The sequence below is a fragment of the Streptomyces profundus genome, assembly GCF_020740535.1.
Lineage (GTDB): Bacteria > Actinomycetota > Actinomycetes > Streptomycetales > Streptomycetaceae > Streptomyces > Streptomyces profundus.
In genome coordinates, this window is the sequence record NZ_CP082362.1 from 1,372,986 (window position 1) to 1,394,817 (window position 21,832).

Sequence of the window (21,832 nt, forward strand, 5' to 3'; positions counted from 1 at the left end):
GTTCGTCGGTCCCGTCGTTCGTCGCCCGGCGCCGCTCACATCACCGTTCGGGGGGGATATGCGCCATCCAGACATCTCACGCTCCGGAGCCGCACGAAGACCGCGGGTCGCCGCCGGTCGCACGGCGTCGCCGCCGGGTACGGCACGCTGGTACGCGCCGGTCGCGCTGACCGCCGACACGCTCGGCGTCCTCGTGCCGGTCCTGCTGGTCTACCACCTCACCGCCCAACCGCGCCCGCTGGCCTCGGCGTTGGTCGCCACCCTGGGGTGGCTGGGGTTACGCGCGGCGCACCACCGCTATCGACGCCATGGCCTGGGCGAGAGCCGGGGGCTCCTCGCCTCCGCCCGCGACTGGCTGTCGCTGCTCGGCCTGTTGGCCGTGGCACGGGCCCTGACCGGGGAGAGCTCCGAGGTGTCGGCGGCGCTGCTGGCGCTGGTCTGGGCCCCGTTGGTGACGGGACTGACCGCCGCCGGACTGCACCGGCACCTGACCGGACAGCGCCACCAGGCGCAGGCCGTGCGCCGGGTGCTGGTGGTGGGCGAGCCGAACACGGTCGACCTGGTGACGGCGCGGCTGGCCGCGGGAACCGACCACGCCTATGTGACGGTCGGCGCCGTGCTGCTCGGCCCCGGCGAACTCACCAGCGGGGTGACGCCGTTGGCGCGGCTGCCGCTCCAGGCGCCGGCGCCGGACCCCGACATCCCCGATCTCATCCCGGCCGGCACCGACGGCTCCCGCGTACTCGCCGCCGCCCGCCAGCAGTGCGCCGACCTGGTGCTTCTCGTGCCTGGCGCCCGGCTGGCCGGGGAGCGGCTGCGCCGGCTCAGCTGGTCGGTGCAGGACGCCGGGCTCAGCCTGGTCGTCGCCTCGGGACTGACCGAGGTGGCACGCCACCGGCTGACGCTGACCAGCGCCGCCGGGCTCAATCTGCTCCATGTCGCCCCGCCGCCGCGCTCGGGCACCAGGACCACCGTCAAATCCGCCGCGGACCGGGTGGTGGCGGCGGGGGCGCTGGTCCTGCTCGCCCCGCTGTTGGCGCTGCTGGCACTGGCCGTGCGGTGGGACTCCAAGGGGCCCGTGCTCTATCGGCAGACCCGCATCGGCCACCGGGGCACACCGTTCACGCTGTGGAAGTTCCGGACCATGGTGCCCGACGCGGAGCGCCACCGGCCGGCGCTTGAGGCGGCCAACGAGCACGCCGCGACGCCACTCTTCAAGATCCGCTCCGACCCCAGGATCACCCGCGTGGGCCGCCTGCTGCGGCGCACCTCGCTGGACGAACTCCCCCAGCTGGTCAACGTGGTGCGTGGCGAGATGGCGCTCGTCGGGCCCCGGCCCCCGCTGCCGGACGAGGTGGCCCGCTACAGCGCGGTCGAGCTGCGGCGGCTGCGCGTCAAACCCGGGCTGACCGGGCCCTGGCAGGTGGGCGGGCGCTCCGAGCTGTCCTGGGACGAGGGGCTGGCGCTGGACCTGTCCTACACCGACAACTGGACCCTGACCGGCGATCTGGATGTGCTGGCGCGCACCGTCCGCGCGGTGGTCAACGGGCGGGGCGCCTACTGATGGCACGTTCATCCGGCGGGCCGCTCCCGCCACCAGGCATAGGTGTCGGCCAGGCCGTCGGCCAGCGGGACGTGGGGCTCGAAGCCCAGCGCGCGCAGCCGGGATATGTCCAGCAACTTGCGCGGGGTGCCGTCCGGTTTCCCGGTGTCCCAGCCGATCCGGCCCCGGAAGCCGACCACCGAGGCGATCGCGTCGGCCAACTCGGCGATCGACAGATCGGCGCCACAGCCCACGTTGAGCGGCAACTCCTCGTCGTAGACGCGCAGCATCAGCAGGCAGGCACGGGCCAGATCCCGGCTGTGCAGGAACTCGCGGCGCGGCGTGCCGCTGCCCCAGAGCGTCACCTCATCGCGCCCGTCCCGCCTGGCCTCGTCCAACCGGCGCAACAGGGCGGGCAGCACATGGGCGGTGCGCGGGTCGAAGTTGTCCCCCGGGCCGTAGAGGTTGGTGGGCATGGCGGCCACATAGGAGCGGCCGTACTGCCTGCGGTAGGAGCGCAGTTGGGATATGCCGGCGATCTTGGCCAGGGCGTAGGGCTCGTTGGTCGGCTCCAACGGGCCGGTGAGCAACGCCTCCTCGGGGATCGGCTGGGGCGCCAGCCGCGGGTAGATGCAGGAGGAGCCGAGGAAGAGCAGCCGGTTGACGTCCGCCGCGTGGGCGCCGGCGATGACGCTCAGCTGGATGCGGAGGTTGTCCTCGATGAAGGCCACCGGCTCCATGGCGTTGGCCATGATGCCGCCCACCCGGGCGGCGGCCAGCACCACCGCGTCCGGCCGGGTGGCGCGCAGGAAGCTCTCCGTCGCCTCCGCGTCGCGGAGATCCAACAGCTCCCTGGTCCTGGTGATCACCTCATGGCCGGCGCCCGCCAGCTCGGCGGCGATGGCGGAGCCGGCCAACCCGCGGTGCCCGGCGACGAAGATCCGCGCGTTCGGCGGCAACAGCGTTTCCATGCCACGGGATTCTGCCAGGCGGCACTGACAGTGCCGAGGCGGTCGCACCGCGCGACCGGTCCCGAGGGGCCGTTCGGGCCGACTCGGCCGAAGACACCAACGAGAGAGGGCGCACCATGCCCAAGACGGCGTTGATCAGCGGAATCACCGGGCAGGACGGCTCGTATCTGGCCGAGCTGCTGCTGGCCAAGGGGTACACGGTGCACGGCTTGTTGCGTCGCTCGTCGTCGTTCAACACCGAGCGGATCGACCATATCTACCAGGGCCCGCAGCACCCCGAGCGCACCCTGGTGCTGCACCACGCGGATCTGACGGATGGCGTCGCCCTCGTCAATCTGCTGCGGGAGATTCGCCCGGACGAGATGTACAACCTGGGTGCCCAGTCGCATGTGCGGGTCTCCTTCGACGCGCCGCTGTACACGGCCGACGCCACCGGGCTCGGCACCCTGCGGCTGTTGGAGGCGGTCCGGGCCAGCGGCATCGACACCCGGCTCTACCAGGCGTCCTCGTCGGAGATGTTCGGCGCGGCGCCGCCACCCCAGCATGAGGGAACCCCGTTCCATCCGCGCAGCCCCTATGGCTGCGCCAAGGTCTACGGCTACTGGTCGGCCGTCAACTACCGGGAGGCGTACGGCCTGTTCGCGGTGAACGGCATTCTCTTCAACCACGAGTCGCCGCGCCGGGGCGAGACCTTCGTCACCCGGAAGATCACCCGCGCCGTCGCCAGGATCAGGGCGGGGCTCCAGGACCGCCTCTATCTGGGCAATCTGGACGCGGTTCGGGACTGGGGCTACGCGCCCGAGTATGTCGAGGCGATGTGGCTGATGCTCCAGCGGGAGACGCCCGACGACTACGTGGTGGCCACCGGAGTGGCGGCCAGCGTGCGGGACTTCCTCCACGCGGCGTTCGCCGCCGGCGGCCTTAACTGGGAGGAACATGTCCGCTTCGACCCGAAGTACGAGCGGCCCAGCGAGGTCGACGCGCTCATCGGCGACCCGAGCAAGGCGGCCGAGCTGCTCGACTGGCGGCCCCGTACCCACTGGCGGGAGCTGGCCGAGCTGATGGTCGCCGCCGATGTCGAGGTGCTGGCAGCGGAGTTGAGCGGCAGCAGGGTGCGGGTCGACCGGTGAGACCGAGGGCACCGGGGGGCGGTGGGGCCGCCGGGATTGGAGGGTCTGGTGGGACCGCCGAGGCACTCGGGAGACGAGCGGTGGGGCGTGAACCGCGGGGCGCATGAGGCTGAATGCGCCCTTCGCACCACCGTGCGCCGACAACGTGCGCCCTGTCCCAGGGGTCCAGTACCCGGGCAAAGCCCCTTTCGGCTGTCGAGTGTCAGTGCCGTGAAGGAGTATGGGGGACGTGGTTGTGAAAGGGGCGACTTAGGTGAGTCTCAGGGGTGGTTGGCGTCGACTGACGCATCGTTCGCGGCCGTCGCGGATCGCGTGGTACGCACGCACGTCGGGCCGCTCGGGCGGCGCGTCCGCCCGGCACCGCGGGCGCCGCTCGCGGCGGGCCGTGGCGGTGGGGGCAGCGCTGGCGCTGGGCGCCGGCCTGTTGACGCAGGGCGCCGTCTCCGGTGGCGCCGGCGCCGTCACGCCCCCGGTCGCCATCACGGCCGACGAGCTGCCCACCTGGCAGACCAACGGCATCGTCTACGCGCTGGCCGAGTCCGACGGTGTGGTCTATGTCGGCGGCACCTTCTCCACCGTCAGGCCGCCGGGAGCCGGCTCGGGCACCCAGGAGCAGCCGGCGGTGAACTTCGTCGCGCTGGACGCCGCCACCGGAGCGCCCGTCGCCGACTGCTCCCTGGCGTTCACGGTCGGCTCGGGCAGCGCCTCGGTGCGCGCCCTGGCCGTCTCCCCCGACGGCTCCACCCTCTACGCCGGCGGCACCTTCGGCACGGTGGCCGGCGCCGGCGCCTCAAGCGTGGCCGCCTTCGAGCTTCCCGGCTGCGCCCGCAAGCCCTTCCCCGTGGCGGCCAACGGCATCGTCCGCGCGCTCACGGCCACCGACGACACGGTCTATCTCGGGGGCGACTTCGGCCAGTTGAGCGGTCAGCCGCGAGCGAAGTTCGGCGCGGTCGACGCCGCCGGCCAGGTGCTGGGCTGGCGCGCCGACGCCGACGAGGCGGGCAAGGCCGTCCGGGTCACCCCCGACGGCGAGCATGTGCTGCTCGGCGGGGACTTCTTCACGGTCAACGGCACCAGGTCGCACGCCCTCGCCGTGGTCAGCGCGGCCACCGGCTCGATCGCCCACGCCTACTCGGACGGCTTCATCGACCCCCGCTCCACCGTGCAGGCCATCGAGGTGGACGCCGACGGCTTCTACACCGGCAACGAGGGCACCGGCGGCGGCGTCTTCGACGGCCGGATCGCGCTCGATCTGGACACCTTCGAGGAACGCTGGCGGGACACCTGCCTGGGCGCCACCCAGGCCGTGGCCGTCCATCAGGAGGTCCTCTACAGCGCCCACCACGCGCACGACTGCTCCAGCATGGGCGAGTTCCCCAACCAGGAGCGCTACCACCTCTTCGGGCAGGGCGTGGACGACCCCGCGCTGCTGGGCTGGTTCCCCAACACCAACGACGGCCTCGGCGAGCAGCTCGGGCCCCGCGCCCTCGCCGTGGTCACCGACCACCCCGAGGACGAGCGGGACTTCCTGTGGGTGGGCGGCGGCTTCACCACGGTCAACGGCCAGCCGCAGTGGGGGCTGACGCGGTTCGCCTCCGAGCCGGACATCGGCGCGCCCACGGTCCCCGAGGCGCACGCCGTGTCCACGGCGGCCGGGGAGGTCGAGCTGCGCTGGCGCGCCAGTGTCGATCTGGACGACAGCCTGCTCACCTACCAGGTCTACCGGGACGGCCGGGCGACGCCCATCCACACGGTGCGGGAGTCGTCCGTGCCCTGGCGCCGCCCGCAGCTCAGCTTCACCGACACGGACACCAGCCCGGGCCTGAGCCACAGCTACCGCGTCACGGCCACGGACGGCGCCGGCAACACCAGCGCGCTCTCCGCGCCGGTCTCCGTGACCACGGCCAGTGGCGAACAGCCCTATGTGGAGGCCGTGTTGGCGGACGATCCGCTCCTCTACTGGCGGTACGACGAGCCGGCGAACAACTTCGCCTCCGACTCCTCGGGGAACGACTCGGGCGGCGTGCACCGGGGCGGCCCCCAGCGCGGCGCCACCCCGCCCGCGGTGCCGGGCCCCGGCGCCGCCGCCATCGGCTACGACGGCTCCGACGACTACACCTACGGGAACGTCCGCTACGGCGGGATGAGCGAGTTCACCCTGGAGACCTGGTTCAACACCACGACCACCAGGGGCGGCAAGCTGATCGGCCTCGGCGACCGCACGCTCCAGCCAAGCGCCAACCGGGACAACAACATCTATCTGCTCAACGACGGCCGGGTGGCCTTCGGCGTCTACGACGGCCGCTACCACACGGTGATCAGCCAGAACAGCTACCACGACGGGGAGTGGCACCACGCGGCGGCCTCCGTCGGCCCGGCCGGGATGCGGCTCTATCTGGACGGCGAGCAGGTCGCCGTGAACACCTCGATCACCGCCAGCCGGGAGGTCGAAGGATACTGGCGCACGGGCGGCGACAGCCTCCAGAGCTGGCCGAACCGCCCCAGCAGCGACCACTACCAGGGCCTGTTGGACGAGACGGCCGTCTACGCCCCGCAGCTGCCCGCCGCCAGGATCGCGGCGCACTACGCGGCGGCCTCCCAGCCCACCGACACCCTCACCCAGCTCACCCCGGACGCCGACACCTACGTCAACGGCGCGGCGGCCAACGCCAACCACGGCACCCACCAACAGCTCGCGGTGCGCGGCTCCAGCCCCTACGAGAGCTATCTCTCCTTCACCCTGCCGGAGGCGCCGGCCGGGACGGTGCTCAAGGACGCGACGCTGCGCGTGCGGGTCAGCGACGACGCGGCGGCCGGCTCGGCCGACGACTTCGCCGTGCGGCGCACCGCCGAAGCCTGGTCGGAGGCCGAGACCACCTGGGCCAACCGCCCGGCCCTGGCGGATGAGGTGCTGGGCACGCTCAGCGCCCCCGAGGCGGTGGGCGGCTCCTATACGGCGCCGCTCGACACGGCGGAGATAGCCTCCTCCCTCGGCGAGGAGCTGAGCCTGGCGCTCACCGGCGAGGGCACGGACAGCCTGTGGCTCCGCGCCCGGGAGAGCCAACAGACGGCCGTGCGCCCCCAGTTGCTGCTGACCTTCGGAGCGCCCTGATGCGCCGCGCCCCCGCCCGTGCCCTGGTGCCGCTCGTGGCCCTGCTGCTCGCGACGCTGACGGCCTGCGGCGGTTCGTCCGACGACGGCGCCGCTCCCGAGGGCGAGGCCACCGCGTCGGCCGAGCCCTCCGCCACGGCACCGTCCGAGCCGGCTGACCCGTCCGATCCCTCCGATCCGGCTCCGGACGGCGAGGGCCCGGCGGCGTCGGCGGACGACGGCGTGCCCGATGAGACCCTCTCCGCCGAGGATCTCGCCCCGCCCGACGGCGAGTTCACCGAGGAGCAGCGGGACTACCTGGCCGAGCGGGTCCCCACCGGGGTCGAGCCCGGCGCCATCCTGGATCTGGGGATGGCAGCCTGCGATCGCCTCGGCTATCTCTCCCGCCACGATCCGGCCGCGGCGGCGCCGGCCGTCGAGGCCGGCGAGATCCCGGGGGCCGAGGCCGCCGTCGAGCATCTCTGCCCGGAGCACGCCGAACTGCTGGCGCCCACCCGTTGAGCGCCGCGCCGCCGCCGGTCGGCGGCGCGGCCCCCCGTCCGCCCGAGCCCTTCTTACGGAGATAGGAGCAGCGTGACCCGACTACCGATAGCGGTCGTGATCCCCACCAAGAACGAGGCGGCCAACATCGTCTCCACGGTGCGGTCGGTCACAGGCCACTTCGCGGCCGTGATCGTGGTGGACTCCGACAGCGACGACGACACCAGGGAGCTCGCCAAGGCAGAGGGCGCCGAGGTCATCTCCTACACCTGGGACGGCGGTTACCCGAAGAAGAAGCAGTGGTGCCTGGACCGGGTGCGCACCGACATCGACTGGGTGCTCTTCCTGGACGGCGACGAGACGCCCAGCGGCGAGCTGCTGGCCGAGCTGCGCCGAATCTTCCTGGCCGGACGGCGGGTGCGCCCGGCCGCCTTCGACATCCCGCTCGGCTACTGGTTCGCCGGCCGCCGGCTGCGGCACGGCCACACCATCGTCAAGCGCGCCCTGCTCGACCGCACCCGGGCCCGCTTCCCCGAGCCGGCCGATCTGGCCGCGCCCGGCATGGGCGAACAGGAGGGCCACTACCAGCCGTTGGCCGATCCGGTGCATCGGCTGCGGGTCACCATCGAGCACCGGGATCTGGATCCGGTCCGCACCTGGTTCGAGCGGCACAACCGCTACTCCGACTGGGAGGCCTGGCTGGAGCGGCACCCCGAGGTGCGCGAGGAGATCAGGGTCGCCAAGACCCGACAGGGCCAGCTGTTCCACCGGGCCCCGCTGAAGCCGCTGCTCTCCTTCGGCTACGCCTACCTCTACCGCCGGGGTTTCCTCGACGGCCGCGCCGGCCTCGACTACGCCCTCGCGATGAGCTTCTACCGCTGGCAGATCGGCCTCAAGGCCCGCGAGACGGCCACCGCCGAACAGCCGCCTGACAGCGCCCGACCGAAGCCGCCGAGCGGCGCTCTCCGGAGCGAGGCGGAGCCGAAGGTGTGAGCCCGTGGCAGGTCCGCCCGGCGGGCCATCGGTTCAGCGGGCGGCCAGGACCTCGCGGTAGATCCCGGTCAGTCGGTCGAGCACCGTGTCCAGGGTGAACTCCGCGCGCGCCAGCTCCCAGGCGGCCCTGGACGCCCGTTCCCTGGCCGCCGGTGCCAGCAGCTCCAGCACCGCGCGCCCGATGGCCTGGCCGTTCTCGCCCCCCGGGCGGGCCGGCACCACGCGCCCCGCGCCGGCCCTGGCCACATCCGGGGCGAGCCCGGTCGTGTCCGTGACCACCACGGGCGTGCCCACCGACATCGCCTCCAGCACGGAAAGCGGAAAGGCGTCCTGGACCGAAGGGAGCACCAGGGCGCTCGCGCCGCGCAGCGCGTCGAGCACCTCGGGCCCGTCCAGCGCGCCGACCACGTCCAGCGCGTGCCGCACCCCCAACTCCTCGGCGCGGGCGAGGGTTTCGGGGAGCGCCCCGGTGTCGGGCCCGGCCAGGACGAAGCGCGCCTGTGGATGCTCGGCGAGCACCGTCGGCATCGCGCCGACGAAGTCCCCCGGCCGCTTCCCCTCCTGCACCCTGGCCAGATAGAGCAGCCGGGGCGGCCCCTGCGGCGCCGCCGCCCGCTCCCGCGCCGGCACCCCGTTGACCAGGCGGCGGGCCGGCGCGATGGGCGCCGGCGCCACCACGGCCGCCGTCTCCCGCCGCTCCCGTTCCGTGAGGTGCAGCACCGTGTCCGCGCGGCGCAGCACCCGCCGCACGCCAAGACCGTCGACCAGCCGCGCCACCCGGTTCTCCGTCGGGTCGATCATGCCGTGGGTCTGCAACACCAGGGGGGTGCCGGCGCGCAGCGCCAGCAGCGCCACGGGCAGCGTCACCAGGTCCCGCATCAGGTGGACGTGCACCAGATCGGCGGTCCGCACCGCGCGCGCCGCGCCGGCCAGCAGCGAGGGCGAGGTGATCCCGCTGACCTCGAAGCGGGGCAGCACATGCCGCGCCCGGTGGAGCCTGACCCGCGCGCCCTCCACGGCGCGCGGCAGCGGCCCGGCGGGGAACCCGTCCCCGAGCGCCAACAGAACGGCGTCGTCCCCGCGTTCGGCGAGCCCGCGGCACAGGCCGAGGGCGACCCTGGTGGGCCCGCCGAACGCGTGGCTCGGGGTGTGCAACGTCACCGCGTGCAGGACCCGCACCCGCGCCTCACATCCGGTCGGGCGCGGCGATGCCCAGCAGCCCCAGGCCCTGCGCCAGGGTCGCCCGGGTCAGCTCGCAGAGCGCCAACCGGTTGGCCCGCACCTCGGGCGCCACGCCCTTCAGCACCGGGCAGGACTCGTAGAAGCCGGTGAACGACTTCGCCAGGTTGTAGAGGTAGCCGGCGAGTTGGTGCGGCTCCAGGGTGTCGGCGACCTCGGTGAGCGCGCGGCCGAAGGCGTCCAGGGCCAGGCCGAGGGAGTGCTCGGCCGGCTCCAGCGTCAGCTCGGGGTGGAACGCGGCGGAGGGGCCCTCCACGCTCTCCGCCTTGCGCAGGATGGAGGCGATCCGGGTGTGGGTGTACTGGAGGTAGACGCCCGTCTGGCCGTTGAAGGACACCATCCGGGAGACGTCGAAGGAGTAGTCCTTGACCCGGGAGGTGGACAGCTCGGCGTACTTGACGGCGCCGACGCTGGCCACCTCGGCGACCTGGTCCAGCTCCTCCTGGGTCAGCCCCGGGTCCTTCTCCGCGACGACCTGGCGTGCCTGGGCGAGCGCGTCGTCCAGCAGGTCGGCCAGCCGGACGGTGCCGCCGGCGCGGGTCTTGAACGGGCGCCCGTCGGGGCCGTTGATGGTGCCGTTGGCGGCGTGCACGGCCTCGACCTCGTCGGTGAGCCAGCCGGCCCGCCGGGAGACGCGGAACAGCATGTCGAAGTGCTGCGACTGCCGGGCGTCCACCACATAGATGAGGCGGGTGGCCCCGTGCTCCTGGACGCTGTGGCGGAGGGTGGCCAGGTCGGTGGCGGCGTAGCCGTAGCCGCCGTCCCGCTTGCGCACCAGCATCGGCACCGGCTTGTCCTCCGGGCCCCTGATGTCGTCGAAGAAGACAACCTTGGCGCCCTCGCTGTCCTCAAGGATGCCCTTGTCGGTCAGTTCGTCGACAACCTCGTCCAGCCAGGGGTTGTAGAACGACTCGCCGGCGATGTCGTCCTGGGTGAGCAGCACCCCGAGCCGTTCGTAGACCTGCTGGAACGCCCGCGCGGACTCGGCGACGATCTCCCGCCAGGCGGTGACCGTCTCCTCGTCGCCCGACTGGAGGGCGACGACCCGCCGCTGGGCGCGCTCCTTGAACTCGGCGTCGGCGTCGAACTCCTGCCGCGAGGCGCGGTAGAGCGCGTCGAGCGCGGAGACCGCGCCGCCCGTGCCGGCGTCGGCGACATCCGCGTCCTCGCTGCGCCAACTGGCCTCGGGGTGCTCGAAGATGTACTGGATCAGCATGCCGAACTGGGTGCCCCAGTCGCCGATGTGGTTCTGCCGCACCACCCGGGCGCCGAGATAGCCGAGCACCCGCACCAGCGCGTCGCCGATCAGGGTGGACCGCAGATGCCCGACGTGCATCTCCTTGGCGACGTTGGGCGCCGAGTAGTCGATCACGGCGCACTCGCCGGACTGCGACGCGGGAACGCCGAGGCGGGGCGCGGTCAGCCGGACGGCCAGCCGCTCCAGCAGGGCGGCGTCGGTGAGGTCGATGTTCAGGAAGCCGGGCCCGGACACCTCGACCGAGGCGATGCCCTGACCGTTGGCGAGCAGGTGGTCACGGAGCGCGCCGGCCAGCTCGCGCGGGTTCTGCCCCAGGCGCTTGGCCATGGACAGTGCGACGTTGGCCTGGAAGTCCGCGCGGTCGGAGGGGCGCACCAGCGGGTCGGCCGAGGCCAGCTCGGCCGGCAGGGTCTTCTCCATCGCGGCGGAGACCGCCGCGGCCACCTCGTCGGCCAGCGGCCGTACCTGTTCCACCATGTTTCGTGTACTTCTTCCCCGGGGAGTCGATCCGCACCTCGCGTGCGCGGGTGCCACTCCTAGCATGGCAGGCGCGTCCCGGTGGCATGCACCGGATCAGGGCCCGGCCGCGCCCCGGGGACGGCTCATCCGGTGGCGGCCCGGTCGACGGCGAGGGGACGCTGCATCAGCAGGGTGTCGACCCAGCGGCCGTGCTTGTGCCCGACGCCGACCAGCCGGCCGACCTCGGCGAAGCCGAGGCGGCGGTGGAGTCCGACGGAGGTGCGTCCGCCGCCGTCGGCGATCACGGCCACCATCTGCCGGGCCCCGGCCTCGGTCGCGCCGGTGATCAGGGCGGCGAGCAGCAGACCGCCCAGACCGTTCCCGGTCCGGCCAGGGGCGAGGTAGACGCTGTCCTCGACGGTGTGCCGATAGGCGGGCTTGGGCCGCCAGGGCCCCGCGTAGGCGTAGCCGGCGATCTCCCCCGCGATCTCCCCCGCCGTCTCGGCCACCGTCTCGGCCACCAGGAACGGGAGCCCTCGTTCGCCGGCGTCGGCCAGCCGGATGCGCCAGGCGTCGAGGGCCGGCGGCTGCTCGTCGAAGGTGGCCACGGTGTGGGCGACATAGTGCGCGTAGATCTCCGCGACGGCCGGCAGATCGTCCGGGGTGGCGGGGCGGAGCACGGGCGCGGGGGTGGACATCCGGCCACCCTAACCAGTCGGCTCGCCCCCCAGGACGCCGCGCCTCGCCCCGCTCGGCCGGCGAACGCGGCCGGTGCCGGTCCAGGGTGTGCCGGCGCCGTCAAGCCGGGGATGAGCCCGGCGTCGGCGGTCAGTCGGTGGTCTCGTCGAGGTGGTCGGCGTAGCGGTCGAGGGCCTGCCGGTAGTCGGTGATCGTCGGGTCCTGGCTGGTGGTGGCGAGGAGGTGGAGCAGCAGTCCGGTGGACTCCCGGTGCTCGCCGGTGTTGTAGAGGGCCATCGCGAGGAAGGTGCGCAGGCCGGCGTGGTCGGGGAACTCGTCGACGCCGCGCCGCAGGGTGGCCACGGCGCTCTCGTACCGGCCGAGGACCCGGTAGGTGCTGCCGAGGCCCAGCAAGGCGCCCTGACGGTCCTCCGGGGACAACCCCTCCTGGCTGAGCGCGCGTTCGTAGAAGGGCACGGCCGCTGCCTCCAGGCCCAGCAGATCATGCGCCCAGGCGGTGTGGAAGGCCACTTCGACATCGTCGGGGAACTCGCCGGCCAGCGCGACCAGTTGTTCCCTGGCCAGCTGGTGCTGTCCGGCCGCGCGGACGCGGATCGCCTCGACCAGCCGTTCGTCCCTGTTCGGTCCGTTCATCCGGCCATGATGTCAGCGGGCACGGCGTCGAGGTTCCCGGGTCAGACCTCCGCCGCGTCGAGGGCGGTGATCCGGGGCCTGTCCCCCACCGCGAGGGTGCCGCACCGGGTGACGGAGAACTTGACGCCGAAGGCGACCCCGCCGCCCGCCATGCGCCGATAGTGGGCAAGGGTGCGCAGTGGCTCGGGGCCGCCGCGCACCCCGGCGCGCTGGTCGACCAACGTGACGGCACAGCGGATGGCCAGTTTGGCGTGCTCCAGGCGGGCCGTGTCCGTCTCCAGCGCGGCGTGGCCGTCCTCGCCGTGCGGTAGATCCAGGCCGTCGAGCACCACGTTGGGGCGGAAGCGGTCCATCGGCAGCGGTCGCCCGCCGCCGGCGACGATCCGCCGGTTCAGCTCGGCGAGCGAGGCGAGGCTCGCCACCAGCACCGCGCCGCTGTCCGCGTAGCCGCAGGTGCCGGGGGTGCGGCCGTCGGTGACCCGCCGGTGGTCGGGCGGGACCCGCACCAACCGGCTCGGGCGGCCCAGGAGTTCGGTGAACCAGTCGGCGGCCTCGGGCCCCTGGTCGATGCCGGTGAACGGCTGCCCGAAGAGCGAGACGGGCCGGCTTGGCCCGGTGGCGTCCACCTCGAACGCGACCGGCTCCAGGCCCTCGGCGCGGAGCGTGAGCCGGCCGCCGTCCTCCGTCAGCGAGGGGCGGGCCAGGGCGAGCCGGGGGTCGGCGCGCTGGCTGCGGAAGGTGCCGGCCGGGTCGGTCACCATCCAGGACCGGTCGTAGGGCAGCCCCGCCGGGGTGAGCGCGGCGGTGCTCAGCGGCACCCCGGCGCACCCCTTGATCGGGTAGCTGAACAACGCGCTGATCCGGGGCATGGCCACCGTTCCTCCCTGGTCACCGGCCTGACGGCGAACGCCGCACCGATCACGGTAACGACGCCGCACCGAGGCGGTGACGGGCGGGGGGTGGCACGGGGCCCTCGGCCCGGAAGGGGCGGGGCCGCCCAACGGCCGTACCAGCACGGGCACATCCCGCTCCCGGTGCCGACGCCGCGCCCTCGTCCCGCCACCGCCGGGTCCTGGCGCGACGCCCGTCGGCTGGGCGCGGTCAGCAGGCGCCGTCGGGGCCGCAGACGTCGCCGTCTGCGTCGCCGAGGGTGTCCAGCGGACGGTCGCCCCAGGCGCGGCGCAGGGCCTGTTCGAAGGTGTCGACCGACTGCCCGCCGGAGACGGCGTAGCGCCCGTCGAGCACGAAGAACGGCACGCCGTTCGCGCCGAGTCGGGCCGCCTCCCGCTGATCCGCGTGGACCGCGTCCAGATAGCGCTCGGGGTCGTCGAGGACCGCGCGCGCGGCGTCGGCGTCCAGGCCGACCCGCTCGGCGACGGCCACCAGCGCGTCCGAGGTGAAGACGCTCTCGCCCTGGCCGAAGTTGGCCTCGTAGAGCTGGGTGAGCAGCCGGTGGCGCAATCCGTGCTCGTCGGCGAAGTGCAGCAGCCGGTGGGCGTCCCTGGTGCCGCCGACCATCCGGTCGGTGCGGTAGTCGAGCCCCTCGTCGCGCGCCAACTCGGCGACCCGGCTCTCCATTTCGGCGGCTCGGGGGCCGTACTTCCGGGCCAGCATCCGCTCGATCGGCTCGGTCCGCCCCGGGTCGCGGGTCGGGTCGAGCTCGAAGGAGCGGTGGGCGACGGTGACCCGCTCCCGGTGCTCGAACCCGGCCAGCGCCCGATCGAAGCGGGCGGTCCCGATATAGCACCAGGGGCAGACGATGTCCCCCCAGATGTCGACGCGCATGGTCATCTCGACTCCTCGACTCCTTCTTCGTCTTCCGAGGTCATCTTCCGGGCGGCCGGGCGGGCGGGCGGCCGGCCGGGCGCGGTCAGGCTGCGGCCAGGATGTTCGCGATGGTGACGGACGGCGGGGTGGTGGGGCGCCCCAGCAGCTCGGCGAGATCCCCGGTCACCGTCGCCAGGGCCCCCTCGGCGATGCGCAGATCGGCGTCCACGAGGAGGGCGACGCCGAAGTCGGGCACCCCGGCGGAGCCGAGGAGTTCGGCGTACCGCTCGGGGGCGAGGTCCTCGTAGCCGACGGGCCGGCCCGAGAGGGAGGCGGCCTCGGCGGCCAGGTCGGCGAGGCCATAGGCGGTGTCGCCGGTGAGCTCGTGGACCTTCCCGGCCTGGTCGTCGCGGGTCAGGACGGTGGCGGCTGCCTCGGCGTAGTCCGCCCTGGCGGCGAACGCGACGCGGCCCTCGCCGGCGCTGCCGAGCAGCACGCCGCTGTCCACGGCCCTCGGCAGGCCGGCGGCGTGGTTCTCCGTGTACCAGCCGTTGCGCAGCAGCACCGAGGGCAGCCCGCTCTCGGCGATGGCCCGCTCGGTGTCCCGGTGCACCTCGGCCAGCGCCAGCGGGCTGGTGTCGGCGGCGAACACGGAGGTGTAGGCGAGCAGTCCGACCCGGGCCTCGGTGGCCGCGGCCACGACGGCGCGGTGCTGCGCGACGCGCGCCTCGTCGGGGCCGGTCGAGGAGACGAACAGCAGCTTCTCCGCGTCACCGAACGCCGGCGCGAGCGTCTCGGGGCGCGTGTAGTCGGCCCGCCGCACCTGGACGCCCAGGGCCGCGAGGTCCGCCGCCCGCTCGGGCGCCCGCACCACGGCCGCTATCCGCTCGGCGGGCACGCCGCGCGCGAGCAGCCCCTCGACGGTCGCGCGGCCAAGGCCGCCGGTGGCTCCGGTGACAACGATCACGTCATGCCTTCTTCCTCGTGAGCCCGCTTCTGGTTGCCACCCCAAGGTACACACTCAAAAAGAAAGCACAAACTTTTCGACAGTGCACCCCGGCGGTAGGCTGGCCAGGGAACGGACGTCAGGGAGGTGGGTGCGCATGACGGAGCTGAGCGCCGAGGAGGAGCGCCGGGCGGCAGAGTTCGCGTTCGATGTCTTCGCCCGCGAGTGCCCGTCCCGGGGGGTGCTGGAGCATGTCACGGGCCGCTGGGGCGCCCTCGTCCTCGCCGGCCTCCGCAAGGGCCCCGCCCGCTTCAACCACCTGCGCCGCCGGGTCGACGGAGTCAGCGAGAAGATGCTCGCGCAGACCCTCCAGGCCCTGGAACGAGACGGTTTCGTACACCGCGAGGTGCTCGCCGTGCTGCCGCCCAAGGTGAACTACTCCCTCACCCCCATGGGCGAGAGCACCGCCGACCACCTGCTGGCCTTCATCGACCACCTCGAATCCCAGATGCCGGCGGTCCTGGAGGCCCGCCGCCGCCACGAGCGGGAGACGACACGGCCTAGTCCAGAGTGATCGCCGGTTCCGGGCGGTGGACGCCCCGGGGGCGGTAGCTGAGGGATTCGGCGACGTCCAGGAGGTCGGCGAGGTACCAGAGGGTGGCGAGCCACATCTCGGTGCCCTGGGCGCCGGGGCGGTGTGAGCGGTCGCGGGGGCCGGCCAGCGGGGGGAAACGGAACGGGAAGCCCTCGTTGTCGACCCAGCGTTCGCACAGCTGGCCGGCCTGTTCCGCGGCCCAGGCGGCGACGTCCTCCCTTCGGTGGTCGGGGAGTTGGCGGCGGGCCAGCCACAGCGGGTGGGCCACGTCGAGGACATTGCAGGCCGTGGTGCGCCCCGGACCGAAGTGGCGCTGGTCCTCGGCGTGGCGGAGCACCGTGTCGATCACCAGGTCGGGGTGCGGCACGGGCAGGCCGAACTGGGCGAACGAGCCGCGGGTGGCCCGGTAGTAGCCGTTGACCGGTTGGAGCAGTCCGTCGCCGGCCCTCGGCGGGCTCCAGAGCCCGCTGTCCGGGCGGGCGCGGGTGAGCAACCAGCCGAAGAAGGTGTCGAGTTGGCGCCGCGCCCCGGGCCGGTCGCGGTTCCACAGCAGCGCCGTGCCGAGGGTGTCGACGCCGGCGCCCGCCGCCCAGCCGGCGTCGCGCCAGGGCAACGCCGCGAGCCAGTCGGCCAGCTCGTCGGAGCCGAGGGCGGCGAGGGCGCCGATCGGGTGGGCGAATCCGGAGCCGAGCAGGTCCAGCGCGTAGCCGAGGCTCAGCAGGTGGTAGTCGGCGTCGCCGTCCGCGCCGAGCCCGGCGACGGGCGGCCCCGGCCGGCCGTCCCGGCCGAGCGGCGGGGTGAGCCCGGTCGTCGGATCCTGGCCCCGCCGCAGCCGGCGCACGTGTTCCTCGGCCGGCAGTTGGGCCGGGGGCCGGCCGCCCAGCAGGAAGGAGATCTCGACGGCGTCGGCGTGGGCGCGCAGCGTGGGCGGGGCGTCGGGGGCGTCGAGGTAACGCCCCGTGGGGGTGCCGTCGGGTGCGATGCCCGCCGGCTCCCAGTTGCGGGCGATCAGCGTGTCGCTCTGTTCCCTGGCCCGGTCGGCGAGTTCCGCGAGGCGCGCGGCCAGCTTCGCGCGCGGGTCGGGCGCCGGCGCGCCCTTGGGGGTGCGCCGGTCGCGGATGAACCTGGCCGGGTTGCCGCCGACCACGGCCCAGTCCTGGACGTCGCGGGTGACCACGGCGCCGGCGCCGATCACGGCGTGCGAGCCGACGGTGATCCCGTCCAGCAGCACCGCGTTGGAGCCGATCCAGACGTCGTCGCCGATGGTGATGCCGCGTTCGCTGGTGGGCTGGCGGTGGACGGGCCGGTCGGGCGCCATGGAGTGGTTGAAGCCGAGGATCGAGCTGTGCGCCCCGATCCGCACCCCGTTCCCGAGGGTGACCGTGCCGCGCAGCACGGTGAACGGGTTGACGGTGCAGTCGTCCCCGGCGTGGATGGTGCCCGTCACATAGGCGTGCGCGGCGACATAGCAGTCGGCCCCCAGGCGCAGGCTGCTCGGGCTGACCATGGCCAGTTCGGAGACGAAGCCGCGCGGGCCGATCCGGCCCGGGCAGCGGGCGAGGATGGCCTGCTGCCGGGCGAGTTGGGCGGCCTTCTGCTCGTCGTCGGCCCGTTGCCAGAACAGCCAGCCGTTGTAGTCGAGGAGTCGGGGCTCTTCGGGGGCGTCCTGGGACGGGGCGGATTCCGGGTCATGGGGGTGCGGTTCGGTCATGGCGGTCACGGCACCTCGTCTGGTTGTGTGCGATTCCGTGGGAAGGTGAGCCTTCAGTCTCCTATGCGGTCGTCCCCTGAGGCCATGGCCGGGCCCGGGAGACCGCCTCGGCGACCGCCCCCTCCGCATAGACTGGGCGGCCCGGCGGAGGGGGAACGGGTGGCGATCGAGGTGCCCCGCAGGGCGGTGCTCTCCCGACCGCTCTCGGTTCCGCTGATCGCCACGGTGGTCGGCGCGTTACCCCTGGCCGTGGCCGCGCAGCCGGGCACCGGGCTGCGGGACACGACCTTCTGGCTCCAGCTGGTGGTGGCCTGCTACGCCGGAGTGCGGCTGTGCGCGATGGTGCTCTCCGGACGACGGCGCCTGGTGCAGGGCGCGTTCTGGCTCTTCGGCTATCTGGCCATGGGCATCGCGCCGTTGGCGCAGAGCGTGTTGGGGCGCGATCCGACGCCGGTGCTCGGGCCGCGCGAGGACACCCAGCTGGCGACGGCGCTGGTGCTGTGCGGCATGGTGGCCTTCGACGTGGGCGCGCTGCTGGCGCGGCAGCGCCCGGCGGGGCGGGAGCGGCGGCGTCCCGCGACGGTCCACCGGGGCAGGCTGGCCTGCCTGGTGGTGTTCGCCTACGCGGCCAGCGGGCTGCTGATCGTCCAACTCGGCGGGCCCGCCGTCTTCTTCAGCAGCCGGCAGGAGATCAGCGCCAGCCTGGCCGAGGCGACGGGCGCCCCCGGCGGGCCCGGCGCCGAGGGCGGCGGGGAGGCGGGCAGCGCGCTGCTGCGCGGCTTCGGCACGGTGCCCGCGATGCTGGCGCTGCTGTTCCTGACCCGCTGGCTGGTCACCTCAAGGGCGGCCCGGCACCGGCCGGCCGTGCTGCTGCCCTGGGCTGGGTTGCTGGTGATCAACGCGATCGTCAACAACCCGATCTCCAACCCGCGTTACTGGTTTCTCACGGTGATGTTCGCGTTGCTGTTCACGGTCTTCCCCCGCAGTTCGGTGATGTACCGGGCGGCGCTGGCCCTGGGGTTGGCAGTGGCGCTGCTGGTCTTCCCCTTCACCGACCGCTTCCGCTACGACGACGAGGGACGCAGGCCGCTGGAGACGGACTCGGTGTTGGAGCCGCTGGTCGTCAAGGACTACGACCAGCTCAACATGTTCGCCAACACCATCACCTTCGCCGGGGACGGCCATGGCCACTCGTACGGCGAGCAGCTGGCGGGCGCGGCGCTGTTCTTCGTGCCGCGTGGCGTCTGGGGTGACAAGCCGGAGGACACCGGCTTTCTCGTCGGTGGCTGGATGGGCACCGACAGCGCCAATCTCTCCTCCCCTCTGTGGGCGGAACTCTGGCTGGACTTCGGCCCGTTGGGCATGACGCTGGCCTTCGTCGGGATCGGCTACCTCTCGGCCCGCACGGACCGCCGCTATGTGCGCCGCACACTGGACGATCCCTCGCCGGGGAATGTGCTGGCCGTGGTGGTGCCCGTGCTCGCCGGCTACAGCTTCATCCTGCTGCGGGGGTCGCTTCTCCAGGCGTCAGGACGGATCGGCATCGCCGTGCTCTGTCTCGCGCTGGTCACCACCTTCCGTCACCATCCGCGCGCCGAGCTCCGCTGAGCCCGGGGCGCCCGGACGACGTAGCGTGGGGGCATGTCGTCGACACCGGTGCTCTTCTGTGCTGACCCGCTCAACCCCCGCACGGTGGACGGGCACTTCGCGCCCGAGGCCCGTCAGGTGCGCGCGCTGGGCGGGAGCGTCGCGCTGATCGACCATGACGCGCTGCTGGCCGGGGACGCCGCCCTGGCCGTGGCCCGGGTGCCGCGCGGCCTCGGCCAGCTCTGGTATCGCGGCTGGATGATCCCGGCGGACGACTACGCCGCGCTGCACCTGGCCCTTCGGGCGCGTGACGCCGATCTGGTCGTCCCGCCCGAGCGCTATCGTTCCGCGCACCATCTCCCCGGCTGGTACGAGACGTTCGCCGCCGTGACGCCGGCGAGCGCCTGGCTGCCGACCGCGCCGGGCGTCGTCCCCGACGCGGCGGAGCTGGCCCGGGTGGCGAAGGCGCTGCCCGCCGGGCCCGGCATCGTGAAGGACTATGTCAAGTCCCGTAAGCACGAGTGGGACGAGGCGTGTTTCGTGCCCGATCTGACGGATGTGGCGGGGCTGCGGCGGGTGGTGGCCCGGCTGGTGGAGTCGCAGGGGGAGTTCCTCGCCGGTGGGGTGGTGCTCCGCGCGTTCGAGCGGTTCGTCGGGGAGGAGGCGCGGGTGTGGTGGCTGGACGGCGAGCCGCGCCTGCTGACCCCGCACCCGGACAGCGACGCGCACGCCGTGGCCACGCCGGAGCTCGATCATCTCCGAGGCCCCGTGCGGGACTTGGGCGCCCGCTTTGTCACCACGGATGTCGCCCGCCGGGACGACGGCGGCTGGCGGGTGGTGGAGGTCGGCGACGCCCAGGTCAGCGATCTGCATCGGGCCACCGCCCCGGAGGAGTTCGCCGCCCTGCTGGTGGGCCGGGGCGAAGCCTAGCCACGGCCCGGGGCCGTCTCGTCGAGCAGGACGCGGGCCAGCTCGCGCGGCTGGGAGAACATCGGCCAGTGGCCGGTGTCCATCCGGACCAGGCGCCAGCTCTCGCCCGCGAGCAGCTCGACCACGTCCGGCGTGGGCTGCTCGCCGTCGAGGAGGCATTTGACGTAGCTGGCGGGCAGCTCGGCCAGCGATCCTTCCAGGACGGCCGGCTCCGTGAGGCTGGCGCCCGGGTGCGGGGTGGCGCCGGCCAGGAGGCGGCCGATCTCCTCCTCGGTGAGGCCCTGCCCCGCGAACTCCTCGGCCGGCGGCGGGGGCCACCAGCCGTCGTTGTCGACGACGGCGTCGACCACGGCGGCGGCGAAGCCGCGGGCCGGGTTGGCGAACGGCTCGCCGTCGGCCGGCACATTGGCGTCCACGAAGACGACGCGGGCCAGCCGGTCGCCGATCCGCAGGGCCGCCTGGCCCACCGGAGTCCCCGAGTAGCTGTGGCCGACGAGGACGACGTTCCGCAGATCGAGGCGCTCGATCTCGTCGACGACGGCCCGCACATGGGCCTGCTGCCCTGCCGGCTCGGCGCTCCGCTCGGCGAGGCCGGGGAGCGTCAGCGCATGTGCTTCCTGCCCGGCGGCCCGCAGCTCGGCCACCACGTCGTCCCAGACTTCGGCACCCAGCCAGGCACCCGGTACCAGTACGAAGTTGTTCATGTCCGGGACCCTAGAGCAGGGGTCTGACAACGCCGGCGCGATGCGTCAGCAGCGCCTCGGCGATCGCACGGTCCGGGTCGAGGTGCGCGCTGCCGTCGTCCCGTTCAGCGGCCCAGAGCAGGTTCTCCAGGACGCGGGCCAGCGTCCAGGCCACGGCCCCTGGCCTGTCGAGCCCGAGGACGTCGGTCATCAGGTCGAAGCGCCGCAGCACGGCCCGGGTGACATCGCCGGTGGCGAGCACGCCGTCCCAGCGGTTGTGGAGGGCCGGCAGCAGTTCGAACGCCGGGTCGCCGGCGAGCGGTTTGGGGTCGATGGCCAGCCAGGGGGCGCGGCGGTCGCCGTCCGGGAGGGGCGCGAGCACGTTGTCGTAGTGCAGGTCCCAGTGGAGCAGCCGGTCACCGCAGCCGTCGCCGGCGACCTCGGCCAGCGCCCCGGCGCAGCACCCGATCAGCGCCCGAACGTCCCCGGAGCCGGCGCCCAGGCGGGCGCGCGAACCGGCGCGCACGCCCGCGTCCAAGCCGGCTCCGGCGCCGGCGCGCGAAGCACGGTCCAGCAGATCGGCCGCGATGTCGGCGAGCCGCCGCGTCCCGGCGGGAGCCGGCGGCGCGTTGAGCCGCAGCAGCAGCTCGCAGAGGGTGGTGAGGGCGGCCTCCTCGTCGACGACGCCGCCCAACGAGCGGCCGGCGTCGAGACGTTCCAGCAGCATCGAGCCGGACCCTGGGTCGTGCGCGAGGAGCCGCACCGCGCCGTCGCCGTCCCAGGCCCGCAGGGCGGCGGGCTCCCCCGCGGTCTCCTCGTCGACGGGCTGGAGCTTGAGCACCGCCGGCGATCCGTCGAGCCGCCGCACCGGCAGCACCAGGGCGACGGCGCCGCTGCCGGCCGGCCCGTCGAGCCGAAGCTCCCAGCGGCGCAGGCAGCTTCGGGCCAGGGCCGGCAGCGCGCCCAGCCAGGGGCGCCCCGCCGCGCCGAAGTAGGTGCCGTGCGCGGCGACCAGCGACGGCGGGATCTCGATGTCCGGCGTCCCGCGTGGGAGTGGGGGCATGGCGGCCACCTCCGTTCACCCCCAGCTTCGCAAA

18 protein-coding genes and 1 pseudogene are annotated in these 21,832 nt (G+C 73.7%); 8 read left to right on the top strand and 11 right to left on the bottom strand.

The window, feature by feature from the left end; translation table 11 throughout:
* Positions 1-58 precede the first annotated feature (58 nt).
* Positions 59-1,564 (top strand): exopolysaccharide biosynthesis polyprenyl glycosylphosphotransferase, encoded by a 1,506-nt coding sequence (locus K4G22_RS06115; RefSeq protein ID WP_228078661.1) that lies wholly within the window; start codon positions 59-61, stop codon positions 1,562-1,564.
* 8 nt (positions 1,565-1,572) lie between these two features.
* Here K4G22_RS06115 and K4G22_RS06120 read toward each other — a convergent pair whose 3' ends face one another.
* The gene (locus K4G22_RS06120; RefSeq protein ID WP_228078669.1) at positions 1,573-2,514 is read right to left on the bottom strand and encodes a GDP-L-fucose synthase family protein; all 942 of its coding nucleotides are present in this window, start codon (positions 2,512-2,514) and stop codon (positions 1,573-1,575) included.
* A 116-nt stretch (positions 2,515-2,630) separates the two neighbouring features.
* Between K4G22_RS06120 and gmd the strand changes: the two genes are divergently transcribed.
* The 4 genes from gmd (at position 2,631) to K4G22_RS06140 (ending at position 8,228) form a co-directional block, all read left to right on the top strand.
* A complete protein-coding gene (gene gmd, locus K4G22_RS06125) occupies positions 2,631-3,644 on the top strand; it encodes a GDP-mannose 4,6-dehydratase (RefSeq protein ID WP_228078671.1) in 1,014 nt (337 codons plus the stop codon).
* A gap of 385 nt (positions 3,645-4,029) precedes the next feature.
* Complete coding sequence (locus K4G22_RS06130) at positions 4,030-6,756, top strand: CBM96 family carbohydrate-binding protein (protein ID WP_265590216.1); 2,727 nt, start codon at positions 4,030-4,032, stop codon at positions 6,754-6,756.
* Positions 6,756-7,256 (top strand): hypothetical protein, encoded by a 501-nt coding sequence (locus K4G22_RS06135; protein WP_228078672.1) that lies wholly within the window; start codon positions 6,756-6,758, stop codon positions 7,254-7,256. The genes K4G22_RS06130 and K4G22_RS06135 overlap by 1 nt, the downstream gene beginning before the upstream one ends.
* A 72-nt stretch (positions 7,257-7,328) precedes the next feature.
* On the top strand, positions 7,329-8,228 hold the full coding sequence (locus K4G22_RS06140) for a glycosyltransferase family 2 protein (RefSeq protein WP_228078674.1): 900 nt from the start codon (positions 7,329-7,331) through the stop codon (positions 8,226-8,228).
* Positions 8,229-8,261: 33 nt separating this feature from the next.
* Here K4G22_RS06140 and K4G22_RS06145 read toward each other — a convergent pair whose 3' ends face one another.
* From K4G22_RS06145 to K4G22_RS06175, 7 genes are all read right to left on the bottom strand, one after another.
* Positions 8,262-9,407, bottom strand: coding sequence for a glycosyltransferase (locus K4G22_RS06145; protein ID WP_228078676.1), 1,146 nt, complete (start codon positions 9,405-9,407; stop codon positions 8,262-8,264).
* A gap of 7 nt (positions 9,408-9,414) precedes the next feature.
* The gene (gene argS / locus K4G22_RS06150; RefSeq protein WP_425336781.1) at positions 9,415-11,199 is read right to left on the bottom strand and encodes an arginine--tRNA ligase; all 1,785 of its coding nucleotides are present in this window, start codon (positions 11,197-11,199) and stop codon (positions 9,415-9,417) included.
* Positions 11,200-11,327: 128 nt separating this feature from the next.
* On the bottom strand, positions 11,328-11,882 hold the full coding sequence (locus K4G22_RS06155) for a GNAT family N-acetyltransferase (protein WP_228078680.1): 555 nt from the start codon (positions 11,880-11,882) through the stop codon (positions 11,328-11,330).
* A 130-nt stretch (positions 11,883-12,012) separates the two neighbouring features.
* The gene (locus tag K4G22_RS06160; RefSeq protein ID WP_228078682.1) at positions 12,013-12,516 is read right to left on the bottom strand and encodes a tetratricopeptide repeat protein; all 504 of its coding nucleotides are present in this window, start codon (positions 12,514-12,516) and stop codon (positions 12,013-12,015) included.
* A gap of 41 nt (positions 12,517-12,557) precedes the next feature.
* A complete protein-coding gene (locus K4G22_RS06165; RefSeq protein WP_228078683.1) occupies positions 12,558-13,385 on the bottom strand; it encodes an MOSC domain-containing protein in 828 nt (275 codons plus the stop codon).
* Between the two features lie 232 nt (positions 13,386-13,617).
* Positions 13,618-14,301 (bottom strand): DsbA family oxidoreductase, encoded by a 684-nt coding sequence (locus K4G22_RS06170; protein ID WP_228083972.1) that lies wholly within the window; start codon positions 14,299-14,301, stop codon positions 13,618-13,620.
* Between the two features lie 85 nt (positions 14,302-14,386).
* Positions 14,387-15,250: an NAD(P)H-binding protein gene (locus tag K4G22_RS06175; protein WP_228078685.1), complete on the bottom strand. Its 864-nt coding sequence runs from the start codon at positions 15,248-15,250 to the stop codon at positions 14,387-14,389.
* 136 nt (positions 15,251-15,386) lie between these two features.
* Here K4G22_RS06175 and K4G22_RS06180 point away from each other — a divergent pair, with 136 nt between their 5' ends.
* Entirely contained in the window at positions 15,387-15,803 is a 417-nt protein-coding gene (locus tag K4G22_RS06180; RefSeq protein WP_228078687.1) for a winged helix-turn-helix transcriptional regulator, read from the top strand.
* Between the two features lie 1,129 nt (positions 15,804-16,932).
* Here K4G22_RS06180 and K4G22_RS31920 read toward each other — a convergent pair.
* A pseudogene (locus tag K4G22_RS31920) lies at positions 16,933-17,088 on the bottom strand (DapH/DapD/GlmU-related protein); the annotation flags it as partial.
* A 531-nt stretch (positions 17,089-17,619) separates the two neighbouring features.
* Here K4G22_RS31920 and K4G22_RS06190 point away from each other — a divergent pair.
* Together K4G22_RS06190 and K4G22_RS06195 are read left to right on the top strand one after the other, a co-directional pair.
* The gene (locus tag K4G22_RS06190; RefSeq protein ID WP_425336615.1) at positions 17,620-19,143 is read left to right on the top strand and encodes a hypothetical protein; all 1,524 of its coding nucleotides are present in this window, start codon (positions 17,620-17,622) and stop codon (positions 19,141-19,143) included.
* A 33-nt stretch (positions 19,144-19,176) separates the two neighbouring features.
* Positions 19,177-20,052, top strand: coding sequence for an ATP-grasp domain-containing protein (locus K4G22_RS06195; RefSeq protein WP_228078693.1), 876 nt, complete (start codon positions 19,177-19,179; stop codon positions 20,050-20,052).
* On the opposite strand, the gene K4G22_RS06200 is transcribed toward K4G22_RS06195, so the two are convergent.
* Both K4G22_RS06200 and K4G22_RS06205 read right to left on the bottom strand, forming a co-directional pair.
* Positions 20,049-20,756, bottom strand: coding sequence for an alpha/beta fold hydrolase (locus K4G22_RS06200; RefSeq protein ID WP_228078694.1), 708 nt, complete (start codon positions 20,754-20,756; stop codon positions 20,049-20,051). The two genes, K4G22_RS06195 and K4G22_RS06200, sit on opposite strands and share 4 nt — an antisense overlap.
* 10 nt (positions 20,757-20,766) lie before the next feature.
* Positions 20,767-21,798 (bottom strand): aminoglycoside phosphotransferase family protein, encoded by a 1,032-nt coding sequence (locus K4G22_RS06205; RefSeq protein ID WP_228078695.1) that lies wholly within the window; start codon positions 21,796-21,798, stop codon positions 20,767-20,769.
* Positions 21,799-21,832 lie beyond the last annotated feature (34 nt).

Excerpts from the sequence above, each read along its gene's own strand:
- K4G22_RS06115 (WP_228078661.1), top strand. The coding sequence starts at position 59 with ATGCGCCATCCAGACATCTCACGCTCCGGAGCCGCACGAAGACCGCGG.
- K4G22_RS06205 (WP_228078695.1), bottom strand. The coding sequence starts at position 21,798 with ATGCCCCCACTCCCACGCGGGACGCCGGACATCGAGATCCCGCCGTCG.
- K4G22_RS06120 (WP_228078669.1), bottom strand. The coding sequence starts at position 2,514 with ATGGAAACGCTGTTGCCGCCGAACGCGCGGATCTTCGTCGCCGGGCAC.
- K4G22_RS06170 (WP_228083972.1), bottom strand. The coding sequence starts at position 14,301 with ATGCGCGTCGACATCTGGGGGGACATCGTCTGCCCCTGGTGCTATATC.
- K4G22_RS06165 (WP_228078683.1), bottom strand. The coding sequence starts at position 13,385 with ATGCCCCGGATCAGCGCGTTGTTCAGCTACCCGATCAAGGGGTGCGCC.
- K4G22_RS06180 (WP_228078687.1), top strand. The coding sequence starts at position 15,387 with ATGACGGAGCTGAGCGCCGAGGAGGAGCGCCGGGCGGCAGAGTTCGCG.
- K4G22_RS06200 (WP_228078694.1), bottom strand. The coding sequence starts at position 20,756 with ATGAACAACTTCGTACTGGTACCGGGTGCCTGGCTGGGTGCCGAAGTC.
- K4G22_RS06135 (WP_228078672.1), top strand. The coding sequence starts at position 6,756 with ATGCGCCGCGCCCCCGCCCGTGCCCTGGTGCCGCTCGTGGCCCTGCTG.
- K4G22_RS06190 (WP_425336615.1), top strand. The coding sequence starts at position 17,620 with ATGGCCGGGCCCGGGAGACCGCCTCGGCGACCGCCCCCTCCGCATAGA.
- gmd (WP_228078671.1), top strand. The coding sequence starts at position 2,631 with ATGCCCAAGACGGCGTTGATCAGCGGAATCACCGGGCAGGACGGCTCG.
- K4G22_RS06155 (WP_228078680.1), bottom strand. The coding sequence starts at position 11,882 with ATGTCCACCCCCGCGCCCGTGCTCCGCCCCGCCACCCCGGACGATCTG.
- K4G22_RS06195 (WP_228078693.1), top strand. The coding sequence starts at position 19,177 with ATGTCGTCGACACCGGTGCTCTTCTGTGCTGACCCGCTCAACCCCCGC.
- K4G22_RS06160 (WP_228078682.1), bottom strand. The coding sequence starts at position 12,516 with ATGAACGGACCGAACAGGGACGAACGGCTGGTCGAGGCGATCCGCGTC.